At 67.1% G+C, this 12907-nt stretch carries 13 protein-coding genes and 1 pseudogene; 4 read left to right on the top strand and 10 right to left on the bottom strand.

The window, feature by feature from the left end:
- Positions 1 to 4: 4 nt before the first annotated feature.
- Both B2G71_RS01795 and fdhD read left to right on the top strand, forming a co-directional pair.
- Positions 5 to 2299 (top strand): FdhF/YdeP family oxidoreductase, encoded by a 2295-nt coding sequence (locus tag B2G71_RS01795; RefSeq protein ID WP_098104040.1) that lies wholly within the window; start codon positions 5 to 7, stop codon positions 2297 to 2299.
- A 26-nt stretch (positions 2300 to 2325) separates the two neighbouring features.
- Positions 2326 to 3069, top strand: a complete 744-nt coding sequence (gene fdhD / locus B2G71_RS01800) for a formate dehydrogenase accessory sulfurtransferase FdhD (RefSeq protein ID WP_240529991.1) — start codon at positions 2326 to 2328, stop codon at positions 3067 to 3069.
- Here the strand turns inward: fdhD and B2G71_RS01805 are convergent.
- From B2G71_RS01805 to B2G71_RS01815, 3 genes and pseudogenes are all read right to left on the bottom strand, one after another.
- Positions 3066 to 3440, bottom strand: a complete 375-nt coding sequence (locus B2G71_RS01805; RefSeq protein WP_098104042.1) for a LysR family transcriptional regulator — start codon at positions 3438 to 3440, stop codon at positions 3066 to 3068. The genes fdhD and B2G71_RS01805 overlap by 4 nt on opposite strands.
- 115 nt (positions 3441 to 3555) lie before the next feature.
- Positions 3556 to 4635 (bottom strand): annotated as a pseudogene (locus B2G71_RS24415) (cytochrome c peroxidase).
- A complete protein-coding gene (locus tag B2G71_RS01815; protein WP_240529959.1) occupies positions 4521 to 5069 on the bottom strand; it encodes a hypothetical protein in 549 nt (182 codons plus the stop codon). The pseudogene B2G71_RS24415 and the gene B2G71_RS01815 overlap by 115 nt, the downstream one beginning before the upstream one ends.
- 92 nt (positions 5070 to 5161) lie before the next feature.
- Here B2G71_RS01815 and B2G71_RS01820 point away from each other — a divergent pair, with 92 nt between their 5' ends.
- Both B2G71_RS01820 and B2G71_RS01825 read left to right on the top strand, forming a co-directional pair.
- Positions 5162 to 7228: a TonB-dependent receptor gene (locus B2G71_RS01820; RefSeq protein ID WP_098104044.1), complete on the top strand. Its 2067-nt coding sequence runs from the start codon at positions 5162 to 5164 to the stop codon at positions 7226 to 7228.
- A gap of 49 nt (positions 7229 to 7277) precedes the next feature.
- Complete coding sequence (locus tag B2G71_RS01825; RefSeq protein ID WP_240529960.1) at positions 7278 to 7625, top strand: PilZ domain-containing protein; 348 nt, start codon at positions 7278 to 7280, stop codon at positions 7623 to 7625.
- A 30-nt stretch (positions 7626 to 7655) separates the two neighbouring features.
- Here B2G71_RS01825 and B2G71_RS01830 read toward each other — a convergent pair whose 3' ends face one another.
- The 7 genes from B2G71_RS01830 to B2G71_RS01860 form a co-directional block, all read right to left on the bottom strand.
- On the bottom strand, positions 7656 to 8447 hold the full coding sequence (locus B2G71_RS01830) for an NUDIX domain-containing protein (protein WP_098104046.1): 792 nt from the start codon (positions 8445 to 8447) through the stop codon (positions 7656 to 7658).
- Positions 8448 to 8889: 442 nt separating this feature from the next.
- Positions 8890 to 9261, bottom strand: coding sequence for a hypothetical protein (locus tag B2G71_RS01835; RefSeq protein ID WP_141521462.1), 372 nt, complete (start codon positions 9259 to 9261; stop codon positions 8890 to 8892).
- Between the two features lie 316 nt (positions 9262 to 9577).
- The gene (locus tag B2G71_RS01840; RefSeq protein WP_098104048.1) at positions 9578 to 10771 is read right to left on the bottom strand and encodes an IS91 family transposase; all 1194 of its coding nucleotides are present in this window, start codon (positions 10769 to 10771) and stop codon (positions 9578 to 9580) included.
- A 4-nt stretch (positions 10772 to 10775) separates the two neighbouring features.
- Positions 10776 to 11684: a site-specific integrase gene (locus B2G71_RS01845; protein ID WP_098104049.1), complete on the bottom strand. Its 909-nt coding sequence runs from the start codon at positions 11682 to 11684 to the stop codon at positions 10776 to 10778.
- Between the two features lie 232 nt (positions 11685 to 11916).
- Positions 11917 to 12246, bottom strand: a complete 330-nt coding sequence (gene grxD / locus B2G71_RS01850; protein ID WP_098104050.1) for a Grx4 family monothiol glutaredoxin — start codon at positions 12244 to 12246, stop codon at positions 11917 to 11919.
- Positions 12247 to 12304: 58 nt separating this feature from the next.
- Positions 12305 to 12538 carry a BolA family transcriptional regulator gene (locus tag B2G71_RS01855; RefSeq protein WP_098104051.1) on the bottom strand — a complete coding sequence of 78 codons (234 nt, stop codon included), beginning with the start codon at positions 12536 to 12538 and terminating at the stop codon, positions 12305 to 12307.
- A 12-nt stretch (positions 12539 to 12550) separates the two neighbouring features.
- Positions 12551 to 12874, bottom strand: a complete 324-nt coding sequence (locus tag B2G71_RS01860) for a DUF1476 domain-containing protein (RefSeq protein ID WP_098104052.1) — start codon at positions 12872 to 12874, stop codon at positions 12551 to 12553.
- Positions 12875 to 12907 lie beyond the last annotated feature (33 nt).

The following is a 12907-nucleotide window of genomic DNA, read 5'->3' on the forward strand; positions in this document are numbered from 1 at the left end:
AGAGATGGACGAGTCCCACGACCAGCAATCCGCGACGCAACCCGATATCGCGGGGGTCGAGTCCTACGACGGACCGGCGGGCGGCTGGGGCGCGCTCAAGGCCGTGGCGCTCGCGGTGCGCGACCAGATGGGCGCGTCCACCGATACGCGCGCGCTGCTCAAGGTGAACCAGCCGACGGGCTTCGACTGTCCCGGCTGCGCCTGGCCGGATCCCAAGCACACCTCCTCGTTCGAGTTCTGCGAGAACGGCGCCAAGGCGGTGACCTGGGAGGCCACGGCCAAGCGCGCCGACCCCGATTTCTTCGCCCGCCATTCCGTCGCCGAGCTGTGGGAGTGGAGCGACCATGCGCTCGAGGACGCGGGCCGGCTCACCCATCCGCTGCGCTATGACGAGGCGAGCGACCGCTTCGTCGCGGTTTCGTGGGACGAGGCGTTCGCGCGGATCGGCGCGGGCCTGCGCGCGCTCGACGATCCCAACAAGTGCGAGTTCTATTGCTCGGGCCGCGCCTCCAACGAGGCGGCGTTCCTCTACCAGCTCATGGCGCGTGCCTATGGCACGAACAATTTCCCCGACTGCTCGAACATGTGCCACGAGGCGACGAGCGTCGGCCTGCCCCAGTCGATCGGCATCGGCAAGGGCACGGTGACGCTGGACGATTTCGACGCGTGCGACGCGATCTTCTGCATCGGCCACAATCCGGGAACCAACCATCCCCGGATGCTCGATACGCTGGCGGCGGCGGCGAGGCGCGGCACGCCGATCGTCGTCGCCAATCCGATGAAGGAGCGCGGGCTGGAGCGGTTCAAGTCGCCGCAGCATCCCGCCGAAATGCTCTCGCCGCGCGCCACCCAGCTCGCCTCGGCCTATCATCAGGTCCGCGTCGGCGGCGACAGCGCGATGCTCAAGGGCATCATGAAGGCGCTGTTCGAGGCCGACGCGGCCGACCTCGCCAGCGGCGGCGAGGGCCTGCTCGACCGCGCGTTCATCGCCGAGCATACGCTCGGGATCGACGAGCTGCGCGCCGATGTCGAGGCGATCGCCTGGGACGAGATCGTGCGCCGCTCCGGCCTCGAGCGCGCGGCGATCGAGAGCATGGCGCGCACCTACTGGAGCGCGCAAAATGTGATCGTGTGCTATGGCATGGGCATCACCCAGCATGCCAACGGCACCCAGAACGTGCAGCAGATCGCCAACCTGCTGCTGCTGCGCGGTAACATCGGCAAGCCCGGCGCGGGCATCTGCCCGCTTCGCGGCCATTCGAATGTGCAGGGCGACCGCACCGTCGGCATCACCGAGATTCCGGGCGAGGCGATGCTGGCGCGGCTCGACGAGCGCTTCGGCATCACCAGCCCGCGCGCGCATGGCCATGCCGCGGTCGAGGCGCTCGTCGCGATGCGCGAGAAGCGTTCGCGCGCGTGCATCTCGCTGGGCGGCAATCTCGCGATGGCGATGCCCGATCCGGAGGCCTGCTTCGAGGCCTTTCGCGGGCTCGATCTCTCGGTCAACGTCCTGACCAAGTTCAACCGCACCTGCCTGCTGCTCGCGAAAGAGACGATCGTCCTGCCCTGCCTCGGACGGACCGAACGCGACGTCCAGGCCGAGGGGGAACAGTGGGTCACGGTCGAGGATTCGATGTCGATGGTCCACGCCTCGCGCGGCTCGCTCAAGCCCGCCGCGGACGATCTCAGGTCCGAGCCGGCGATCGTCGCGGGCATGGCCAGGGCGGCGCTGCCCGACACGCCGATCGACTGGGACTGGCTCGTCGCCGACTACGACCGCATCCGCGATGCGATCGAGGCGGTGTTTCCCGACTTTCGCGACTTCAATGTCCGCGCGCGCCGCAAGGGCGGCTTCCGCCTCACCGTCGGCGCGTCGCAGCGGCAATGGAACACGCCTTCGGGCAAGGCGCATTTCATCGCCCATCCGCTGAGCGGCGCCACGGGCGATGCCGGGACGCTGATCCTCACGACCGTGCGCAGCCATGATCAGTACAACACCACGATCTACGGCATGAACGACCGCTATCGCGGGATTTCGGGGCGCCGCGACGTGATCTTCGCCAATGCCGAGGATCTGGCCGATCTCGGCCTGCGTCATGGCGACAAGGTGGATGTCGACGCGGGTCCCGGCCGGGTGCTTGAGGGCTTCACCCTCGTCGCCCATGCCATCGCGCGCGGATCGCTGGCGGCCTACTATCCCGAGGCCAATTGCCTCGTCCCGCTCGACGATCACGACGAACTGAGCGGCACGCCGTCTTACAAGTCCGTCCACGTCACGCTGCGGCCCGCCTCCCGGTGAGCGCTTCCGACCTCCACACCTTCGACCTGATCGAGGCCACGGGCAAGGCGCACGCGCAGGCGCGCGCGATCGCGCGGGAGGTCCCGGTCGCGATCGAGCTGAACGGCATCGGCTATGCCGTGCTCATGGCCAGCGCCGACGACCTGGAGGATCTCGCCTACGGCTTCGCGCGAAGCGAGCGCCTGATCGAGACCGCCGGGCAAGTCGAATACGTCGCCATCCACCATGCCGAGCAGGGCGTGATCGTGCGGATCGGGCTGGAGGACGAGGCGGCCGCGCGCATCCATGACCGCGTTCGCCATCGCACGTCCGAATCCTCGTGCGGGCTTTGCGGGATCGAGAACCTCGAACAGGCGATGCGCCCCCTGCCGCGCCTGCCCGATGCCGCGCGGCCCGAGGAAGGCGCAATCTTCGCCGCTCTCGCCACGCTGCGCGAGCACCAGCCGCTCAACCGTGAGACCGGCGCGGTCCACGCGGCGGCGCTCTGCGCGGCGGACGGCGCCATCCGGCTCGTGCGCGAGGATGTCGGCCGGCACAATGCCTTCGACAAGCTGATCGGCGCGATGCTGCGGCAGGGGCTCGGCTGGGACGGCGGCTTCGCGCTGCTCTCGTCGCGGTGCTCGTTCGAGCTGGTCGAGAAAGCCGCGCTGTCCGGCTGTCCGGCGATGGTCACGATCTCGGCGCCGACCACGCTGGCGCTCGACCGCGCGCGTCAAGCCAACCTGCCTCTCTATGTGCTGGCCCGGAGTGACAGCCTCCTGCGTGCCTAGTGCTGGCTCGGAAGCGGCGCGTCGCGCAGCGCGGACGTGAGCGCAGCCAGCGGCTCGCCCGCGCTCGCGGTCTTGAGATCGCCTTGCAGCGCGCGATACCATTGCAGGATGCCGCGTCCGAATTCGGTGACGCGCGCCCCGCCCTTGCCGCCCATCGCCGTTTCCACCAGCGGCATGTCCCAGCAGCGGTTCATGGCATCGACCAGCAGCCAGGTCCGCCGATAGCTCATCCCCAGCGCGCGCCCGGCCCCCGAAATCGATCCCTCGCGCTCGATCGCTTCGAGTAGGTCGGCCTTGCCCGGGCCCATGGCGATCTCCTCGCCGCAGTAGATCTGGACCTTGATCTTGCAGGGCCCGGTGGGTCTGGTCATCCTCCAACCTTCCTTTTGGCGCGCGGTCGCGGCGCGCGCGCAAAGGAGTTGGTATGCGGTTTGGACCCGGCTTGCCAGTATCGGGTATCACCTCATCGGGCGATTTCGGAGCAATTCAGGGCACGGGGCATTCCGGATCGGGGAGCGCGAAACGCGGATCGTCGTCGAGGCTCGTATCGCTCAGGCTGGCGAGGAAGGCCGCGATCGCGCGCCGGTCCGGCGGGGCGAGGGCGGCGCCGTGATAGGCGAGAACCTCGTCGAAAGTGGCCGCGCTGCCGTCGTGCAGGTAGGGCGCGGTCGCGGCGACGTTGCGCAGCGGCGGCGTGCGGAACAGCCCGGCATCGGCGGCGCGGCCCGTCTCGCGTGCGAGCCCCTGATCCTCGGCATCGGCGCTCCAGCCGGGCAGGCGGTGAAAGGCGCGGTCGGTGAAATCGCGTCCGGCGTGGCAAGATGCGCATCCCGCGCCGCCGGCGAACAGCGCCTCGCCGCGCGCGGCGGCTGCGGAAAGCGGGGCCTCTCCGGCGTGGGCACGGTCCCAGGCGCTGTCATAGCTGACGATGGTGCGCTCGAATGCGGCCAGCGCGCGGCTCACCGTGGCGAAGCCGATCGGCGAATCACTCCGCCCCGGGAAGGCGGCATCGAACAGCGCGCGGTAGCACGGGCTCGCCGAAAGCCGGCGGATCAGTTCGGGCTCGGCGCCGTCCATGCCCATCTCGATCGGGTCGCGTCCGGTCATCGGCACCATCGCCTGCGCCTCGAGCGTCGAGAGGTCGCGGTTCGCCTAGGTGAGCGGTGCCAGCGCGGCGACGTTGAGCAGGCTCGGCACGTTGCGCAGGCCAGGCTCGCCGTGCGCACCCGGATGCGTCCGCACATTGTCGACGAAACCCTGCGCCGGACCATGGCACGACGCGCACGAGAGCGTGCCGTTGATCGAGAGATCGGCGTCGTGGAACAGACGGCGGCCGAGTTCGATCCGCGCGGCGGCAACTTGTTCGGGGGCGATGGCCCGGCGCTGGGCGTCCCGCGTTGCGGCGGTGATGCCTAAGGCCGCGAAGGCCAGCGCCAGCGCCAGCAGCGGCCTCACGGCGCGCGGCTGATGAGCAGCGTCATCTCGCGCTCGCCCGCCGCGGAGACTTGCAGCAGGTGTGGACCGGATCGCAGGTCGTAGTCGACGATCTTGGCGATGCCCGAGCATTCGGGGCCATGGCCGTGCGCGCTGGAAGCGACGAAAGCGCCGTCCTCGATCACGTCGACCCAGGCGCGACCGTCCTGCGCGACGCGATAGGTTCCCGGCTCTGCCACGGTGAAGGCGAACAGTCCGCCGAAGCTGACCGAGCCGCCCGGCCTGGCGGGGCGCAGCGCATAGGTGACGGCGGGCGTCCGCCGTAAGGTTGCGGCATAGGCCGTGCCCGGCACGAGGCTGGCTGTATCGGCGGCGGCCCGGGAAACGGCCGCCGTGACGGGCGCATGCTTCCGCGACCATCCGGCGAACTCGCCAGACAGCGCGGCGGGACTCGCCGGGCAGGCGGCATCGGGCTGCATGGAAGGCGAAGCGGGCGCGGCCGGTTCGGCGAGAGCGGGCGTCCCTGCTGCGAGTGCGAACAAAAACATCGTGGCCAGTCGAATCATGGCTTGCGCCTCCTGTTGAACCCTGATCTATATACCGTGAAATATAGATAGATGCCAGGCCATTCCGGCACTCGAGTTCATGGAGGGAAAGCATGAATTACCGCGTTTCCGCGGCCGCAGTCGCTTTGTCCGCGTCGCTGGCAAGCTGCCCCGCATGGGCCGCCGATGCCGCCGGGGACGAGACGGGCCGGTTCGAACTTGGCCGGATCGTCGTTGTTGCAACGCGGCAAGCCGAGCCCGATCTTGCGAGCAATACGGTCGACGCCGAGGCGATCTACGAGTTCGGGCGGGACTCGCTCGACGATGCTGCCCGGCTCATTCCGGGCGTCACCGCAGGCACATCGGGCAATGCGCGCAACGAGCGGCTGATCTTCGTGCGGGGCTTCGACCGCTATCAGGTGCCGCTCTCGATCGACGGTATCCGCGTCTACCTGCCCGCCGACGGACGGCTCGATTATGGTCGCTTTCTCACGCCCGACATCGCCGAGATTCAGGTGGCCAAGGGCTATGCTTCGGTGCTCGACGGCCCGGGTGCCATGGGCGGCGCGATCAACCTGGTGACGCGCAAGCCCACCAAGGCGCTCGACGCCGAGGCGCGGGTGAGCCTCAACCTCGACAACGACGTCGACTACGCGGGCTATACCGCCTTCGCCTCGCTCGGCACACGGCACGAGAATTGGTACGCGCAGGCGAGCTTCGCGCGCAATTTCACCGATCACTGGGACCTCTCGAACCGCTTCGACGCGACCGCCAACGAGGATCGCGGCGAACGCGACCTCAGCCGCACCGAGGACTGGCGCGCGAGCGCCAAGATCGGCTTCACGCCCAATGCCACCGACGAATATGCGATCAGCGTCGTAAAGCAGGAGGGTGAGAAGCTGGCGCCGATCCACGTCAGCGATACGAGCGGACTGCGCTATTGGACCTGGCCCTGGTGGGACCTGCAGAACGTCTATTTCCTCTCGACCACGCGGATCGCGCCGATCGCCGACCTCAAGCTGCGCGCCTACTACAACACGTTCGAGAACGCGCTGGTCAGCTATGATGACAAGTCGCTCACCACGCAGACGCGCCCCTATGCGTTCACCAGCGCCTACAGCGACCGCGCCTACGGGGGCTCGGCGCAGCTCGACCTGCGGCCGACGAGCGCCGAGCGGCTGAGCATCGCCATGCACTATCGCAACGACCGCCACCGCGAGTACCAGGAAAGTTATGCGCCGACGAACTTCGTCGAGCCCTGGCAGACCGACATCGAGGAAACGTTCAGCGCTGCGATCGAGAACGCCCTGACGCTGACCCCCGCGCTCCAATTCATCGCGGGCGCAAGCTACGACTGGCGGCAGCTACGCCGCGCCGAAGACTTCACCGAGGGTGCCTTCATCGAATTCGAGCGCCGCAACGGCGGGGCGTTCAATGCGCTGGGCCAACTCGTCTGGACGCCCGACCCCGCGACCACGCTGCGGGCCTCGATCTCGTCGCGCGCGCGGTTCCCCACGATCTTCGAGCGGTTCAGCACGCGCTTTGGCGGCGCCGTCTCGAACCCCGGTCTCAATGCCGAGCGCGCCACGCAGTTCGAACTCGGCGCGGCCCGCGACTTCGGTCGCCTGCGCGTCGAAGCGTCGGGCTGGTATGCGCGGTTGAGCGACGCAATCATCTCGTTTCCGTTCCTCTACACGACTTGCGACGCGAGGGGGGCCTGCACCGACAACGCGGTCTCGCAGAGTCGCAATCTGGGCAACGGAGACTACTACGGCGCGGAACTCTCCTTCACCGCCGATGTGTCCCGCAGCCTGAGCGTGGGCGGTAATTACGCTTGGGTCCATCGCAGCCTCGATGATCCCTCGAACGACGCGTTCCGGCCGACCGGCGTGCCCGAGCATTCTGGCTTCATCTGGGCGAAATGGTCGCCGATCGCTGCCTTTCACCTGATCCCCAACGTCGAGGCCGCCTCCAGCCGCTGGACGGTCAACACGGCCGGGACCCGCTATTACAAGATCGGCGGTCACGTTCTCGCCAACCTGCGCGCCGATTTCGATGTCACCGACTGGGTGACGTTCGGCATTGGCGGGCGCAACCTGTTCGACGCGAACTACGCGACGGTGGACGGCTACCCCGAACCGGGCCGCACGCTTTTCTTCAGCCTGCGGGTGAAGACCTGAGCTTCAATGGGGGCGGTGGGCGAGGCCTAACGGTCGGTTAACCTTTCGCATGGCACAATCCCGCGCCATGGAACGCCTGTTCATCACACGCGAAGCGGATCGCAAGCCCGTCGAGATGACGGCGCAATGCCGTACGCAGAACGGGCTGCGCGACGCCGGGCTGATCTCGGACATCTCGGTCAACGGTTGCTGCGTGCGCACCAATAGCCTGTTCTTCCGCGTTGGCACGCGCGTCGTCATCCGTCCCGAGGGCCTAGAAGGGCTGACCGGAATCGTGCGCTGGATCGCGGGCGACAAGGCGGGGGTTCAGTTCGATCACCCGATCTATGCCCCGGTGCTCGAACACCTCGCACAGCGCCATGCGGTGCAGGCGGCGATACGTTTCAACAACGTCTGAACAGGGTGCGGCGCCGCCGGCCTTCTTCCGCTACCCGCGTTTCGCCGAAGCGAGCGACTGGCCGCGAACCGGATAGCCGTGGCCTTCCGGAATCATCAGCCACGCTTCGCCGTCACGCTCGGCCGGACTGGCGTGGATGCGGCGCACAGGGTGGCGGGCGATATCGGCGAGCGCGTCGGCATAGCAGGAGTACTGCGCCAGCCGCTCGAGATTGCGCCGGGTCGGGAAAATCACGCTGATCTCGCCAGTGTCGGCAAGTTCGAGCGCGCGGCTCGCGCTTGCCCAGAACAGGCGCGTGTTCTCGGTCGCGTCGACCGCCACATCGACCGCGCCGGTGCCGAGATCGGTGACGAAGAAGCGCGTGTCGAAGGCCCGGTCGCGCGGCGGGCACCAATGCGCGTAGAACTGCAGCCGGAAGGGATCGAGCTGCCAGCCGAACCGTTCGAGCACGGGGGCGAGGGCGCCTTCGCGTTCGAGCATGGCGCGCCCCGCTGCGGCCTGATCCGCGGTGACCCGATCGCGAGTGGCGATCATGAGGCCGGTTTCCTCAAGCGTCTCGCGAATGGCGGCAATGCGTCCGGCGCCGATTTCCGGCTCCTCTGCGGGCATGAGCCTGGCGGCCAGCGCGCGATCCTCGGGATCGACGCGTCCGCCGGGAAAGACGGCGGCGCCGCCTGCGAAGCGCAGTTCCTTAGCGCGCTGCACCATCAGCAATTCGGGCGGGCCGGCCGCGGCCGCCTTGCGGAACACGACGACGGTCGCGGCCGGGACGACCTTGGGGCCGTTGGCGGGCATGGGACCGTCGGGAGGATAGACACTCATGCCATCGCTCTTGCGCGCAGGCCCCGCCAAGGCAAGGGCGGAGTCGCCCGTATCGTCGACAGGCCGGGTTTGTCGGCAGGGTTTACAACTCTTTGCGGATGCGCCCGGACGGCTCTGCGCGGAATCGCCATTTTGCGGCGATCTGGTAAACTGGCACGGAGCATGCAATGCTGGTCTCGTACCCCCAAATGCAGTCTCGAAAGAGGCGGGGCCGGTCTAGTCTCCCGGCCCCGCCTCCCCGAGGTTTTCCCTACAAAATCCGGAACGAGCGGCAGGCCGCCGAAGCCCACGCCAGCGCGACTGCGCCGGGTGCAACAAGCTTCAACCGATTTATAAGGGTATATACCTATTCCGCTGACCAAGTTCCTGGCTGAACGAGCGTCTGCTATCGGTGGGTCCTGAAGGTAGTCTCAACGGAAGGAAAGTCGTGGTAAGCGGACCCTCAGTGACGCTCTTGGGACGACGTTCGGTTGGGCGGCAAAACACGCCACGAGCGATGGCGCGCCTGTAGTTCGATAAATTCGGAAAGCGGAGCGTCTGGAGACTTCTTCCAGCCTCCCACGCGCTCCAAGTCGTGCCGGAGCGAGCTTTCGACCACGTCCGCCGTCACCTCATCCACTAGGTCAATCACTCCCACGGACTGGCGGGCCTTGCGGCGAACCTTCCGGTTTTCGCCTGCTTTCCGAGCGGGAATAGCTTTGCGCGATGCCTTGTCGTTCTCGCCATATGTGTTGCGTCGGTCGTTGAGGTAACTCAGCGCCTTCTTCTCTTGGGGCGACCTCGGTTTCTTCCGGCTCATACCTTGATTGTGCATGTTGCGCTTTATGTCCGCAATGTCGAAGGGTTTCGGGCGCCGGCAGGCGTACTAAACCCGGACGTGTACGACCCGCGGAGACGCAAGCGATGTCTATGGGGTTTTGGGATTCCGGCTCAGCTTGGCGATCGGATAGTTACCAGCTTGGCGGGGTCGTTCGGTTTGCTGCGGGCCAGCGAGAGGCCAGATCCTGATGGTCGATCGAGGTGCAGGCGCATGTTTTGATGGGCAGTTGCTGCTGGCGCGCGCGTGTGAGGCAGGCTTCGCCCTGGCCGCACGAACATCGCGGGATAGTGGTAGCGCAGGCCATGCCGGGTCATGGCGCGATCTTCCGGATGAGGACTAGCTTCTCAGGCGGAGCCCTCGGCTGTTGCCAGCGTTCGAAGGTCTCGATGACGACCATATGCCCGCCGCAGCATGGGCATGGCGGGCGCTGATCGAGTGGGTCGTCGGCGCTGGGCTCATCGGGCTCCGGCGCGAAGTTCAGCAGCCTTCGCGCGAGCCCGATATTGGCCTTGCGGCTGGAGGCAGCAAGCAGGCCATAGTGCCGGATGCGATGGAAGCCGCGCGGCAGGACGTGGAGCAGGAACCGCCGGATAAACTCGTCGGCGGCGAGCGTCATGACGCGCTGGCGCTCGGGCCCATCGCGACGATAGTCCTTGTAGCCGAACGTAACGCCGTGGTTGTCGAACGCGATCAGCCGGCGGTTCGATATGGCGACCCGGTGCGTATAGCGGGATAGATAGGCGAGGACGGCCTGCGGCCCGGCGAACGGCGGCTTGGCGTAGACCACCCAGCGCTTCTTCCGGACTGGGGCCAGGTGCCGGAGGAACGCGCGTCGCTCGGCCAAGTGCGCCGCCCCGCCGAGGAACGTGAGCCGGCCGTCGTCGTGCAGCTGGATCAGGCGGGTGATGAAGATCCGGCGGAACAGCGCGCCGAGCACGCGCACCGGCAGGAAGAACGCCAGCCGCGACGATATCCAGCGCGCACCGTCGGATGCGATGCCACCGCCCGGTACGATCATATGCACGTGCGGATGGTGCGTCATCGCTGAGCCCCAGGTGTGGAGCACGGCCGTGATCCCGATCCGCGCGCCGAGGTGCTTGGGATCGGCGGCGATGGTCAGCATCGTCTCCGACGCCGCCCGGAACAGCAGATCATAGACCGCCGCCTTGTTCTGCCAGGCGATGTCGGCGACCTCGGCAGGCACCGTGAACACGACGTGGAAGTAGCCGACCGGGAGCAGATCGGCCTCCCGCTCGGCCAGCCAGGTGCGCGCCGCCGCGCCCTGGCACTTAGGGCAGTGCCGGTTTCGGCAGGAGTTGTAGGCGATCCGCCAGTGCCCGCAGTCCTGGCAGGACTCGACGTGACCGCCCAACGCAGCGGTGCGGCAGTTCTCGATCGCCGTCATCACCTTGAGCTGCATGAGGCTCAGGTGCCCGGCATGGGCGGCCCGGTAGCCAGGACCAGCAGCGCGGAAGATGTCGGCGACCTCAAGCGAGGTGCGCACCGCCTCAGCCGTCGGGTGCCGCCTGCGCCCCCGGGAGCATGCCGAGCCGGTCGAGCGGGCTGACCACGTTGCGCACCGTGCGGGTCGCGACCCGCGTGTAGAGCGTCGTGGTGGTCAGTTGGGCGTGGCCGAGCAGGACCTGGATGATCCGCACGTCGACGCCGTCTTCGAGCAGATGGGTGGCGAAGCTATGGCGCAGCGTGTGCGGTCCGACCCGCTTGGTGATGCCCGCCATACGCGCGGCTTCGGCGGCGATGCGGTGGACCTGCCGGTAGCAGATCGGCTTGAGGTAGTGCTGGCCCGGGAACAGCCAACCGTCAGGGTGCATCACGCCTAACTGGCGGCCGATCTTCCACCACTCGCGCAGGAGCACCAGCAGATCCTGCGCCAGCATGGCGTTGCGGTGCCTGCCGCCCTTGCCACACTCAACCCGCAGCAGCATGCGCTCGCTGTCGATGTCACGGACCTTGAGCCTGGTAACCTCTGACGCGCGAAGGCCGGCTCCGTAGGCGACCGAGAGGATCGCCTGGTGCTTGATGCTGGTCGTCGCGTCCAGCAGCCGCGTTACCTCCTCGCGGCTGAGCACCGTGGGTAGTGCGCGGGGATGCTTCACCCGATGGAGCTTGCGGGTCAGGTCCTGCCGGTCGAGCGTGCGCGTGTAGAAGAACCGCAACGCCGAGACGGCCGTGTTCATCGCCGGCGCCCCGAGGCCCGTCTCGCGCTGCTCGATCTGGTAGCGCCGCAGATCCTCATCCGTAGCCTGGTCGGGCGGGCGGCCCAGCCAGCCTGCGAACCGCGACACGTCGCGCAGGTAGTTGCGCTGTGTCGCCCGCGACAGCCGATGCAGGTTCATGTCTTCGACGAAGCGCTCGCGCAGCGACGGGGTGGTATCGTGGGAAGTGGTATTGGTCATCGTTCGACTCCTCGGTTGAAGGAGTCCGAAGCGTCTGCCCGTACCGGGCCTTGCTCAACCGAAGCGCTGAACTCGCATGATCATCGCAACATCAGATCTAGGCGCCGTTACCGCGCTAGCGGGTTCGTACTCGTTGTCGTGTCCGGAAGGTCCGCTTCCGGTTCGAAGTTCTGAAAAGCGGTCACGGGAACGCAAGCTGGATTTTGTCCAAGCGGCCCGGAAAGTGCGCGCTTCAGTCCGCGCGGGCGACGCCCTGGTCGGTCATGAGCTGCTGCAGTTCGCCGGCCTCGAACATCTCCATCATGATGTCGCTGCCGCCGACGAATTCGCCTTTTACATAGAGTTGCGGGATCGTCGGCCATTCCGAAAAGGCCTTGATGCCCTGCCGGATGTCCTGGTCCTGCAACACGTCGACGCTCTCGTAGGCGACGCCCAGGTGCTCGAGAATGGCGATGGCGCGACTGGAGAAACCGCATTGGGGAAACAGCGGCGTGCCCTTCATGAAAAGCACGATGTCGTTTCCGTTTACAATTTCGCCGATGCGCTGGTTGACGTCGGTCATGTGCGAAAAACCTCTGAACGCGGGTTCCGGCGATTGCCGGATTGAGAACTGCTGCAGGTCAGTTGGGAACCGCGGTCGTCAGTTGCAAGGCGTGGAGTTCGCCGCCCATCCGCTCGCCGAGCGCATCGTAGACCATCTTGTGCTGGGCCACGCGCGACTTGCCGACGAAGGCGGACGAGATCACGTGCGCCTTCCAGTGGTCGTTGTCGCCCGCGAGGTCGGTCATCGTCACGACCGCGTCGGGAAGCGCGGCGCGGATCAGATCCGCGATTTCCTTTGCCGGCATTGCCATGACAGCGCCGCCTCAGGCCTCGCCCATGAGCTGGCGGCGCGCTTCGACCTGCTTTTCCTCGAGCGCGGAGCGCACGCGGGCCTCGTCGATATCGACGCCGGCGGAGGTGAGATCGCCCAGCAGCTTGCGGATGACGTCCTCGTCGCCCGCTTCCTCGAAGTCGGCCTGGACGACGGCCTTGGCGTAGGCGTCAGCCTCGGCCGGCGAGAGCTTCATCTCGCCCGCGGCCCATTCGCCCAGCAGACGATTGCGGCGCGCCTGGATGCGGAACATCATCTCTTCGTCGTGCGCGTACTTGGCTTCCTCGCCGCGATCGCGGTCATTGAAAGTGGTCATCGGTTTCCCTCAACGTGTCGTGGATCGCGATAG

Source organism: Novosphingobium sp. PC22D (assembly GCF_002556635.1).
Taxonomy (GTDB): Bacteria; Pseudomonadota; Alphaproteobacteria; order Sphingomonadales; family Sphingomonadaceae; genus Novosphingobium.

What these genes read in the sequence shown, in the direction of transcription:
- B2G71_RS01795 (WP_098104040.1), top strand. Translation starts at nt 5, where the DNA reads ATGGACGAGTCCCACGACCAGCAATCCGCGACGCAACCCGATATCGCG.
- B2G71_RS01805 (WP_098104042.1), bottom strand. Translation starts at nt 3,440, where the DNA reads ATGACCAGACCCACCGGGCCCTGCAAGATCAAGGTCCAGATCTACTGC.
- B2G71_RS01815 (WP_240529959.1), bottom strand. Translation starts at nt 5,069, where the DNA reads ATGATTCGACTGGCCACGATGTTTTTGTTCGCACTCGCAGCAGGGACG.
- B2G71_RS01820 (WP_098104044.1), top strand. Translation starts at nt 5,162, where the DNA reads ATGAATTACCGCGTTTCCGCGGCCGCAGTCGCTTTGTCCGCGTCGCTG.
- B2G71_RS01825 (WP_240529960.1), top strand. Translation starts at nt 7,278, where the DNA reads ATGGCACAATCCCGCGCCATGGAACGCCTGTTCATCACACGCGAAGCG.
- B2G71_RS01830 (WP_098104046.1), bottom strand. Translation starts at nt 8,447, where the DNA reads ATGAGTGTCTATCCTCCCGACGGTCCCATGCCCGCCAACGGCCCCAAG.
- B2G71_RS01835 (WP_141521462.1), bottom strand. Translation starts at nt 9,261, where the DNA reads ATGCACAATCAAGGTATGAGCCGGAAGAAACCGAGGTCGCCCCAAGAG.
- B2G71_RS01845 (WP_098104049.1), bottom strand. Translation starts at nt 11,684, where the DNA reads ATGACCAATACCACTTCCCACGATACCACCCCGTCGCTGCGCGAGCGC.
- grxD (WP_098104050.1), bottom strand. Translation starts at nt 12,246, where the DNA reads ATGACCGACGTCAACCAGCGCATCGGCGAAATTGTAAACGGAAACGAC.
- B2G71_RS01855 (WP_098104051.1), bottom strand. Translation starts at nt 12,538, where the DNA reads ATGGCAATGCCGGCAAAGGAAATCGCGGATCTGATCCGCGCCGCGCTT.
- B2G71_RS01860 (WP_098104052.1), bottom strand. Translation starts at nt 12,874, where the DNA reads ATGACCACTTTCAATGACCGCGATCGCGGCGAGGAAGCCAAGTACGCG.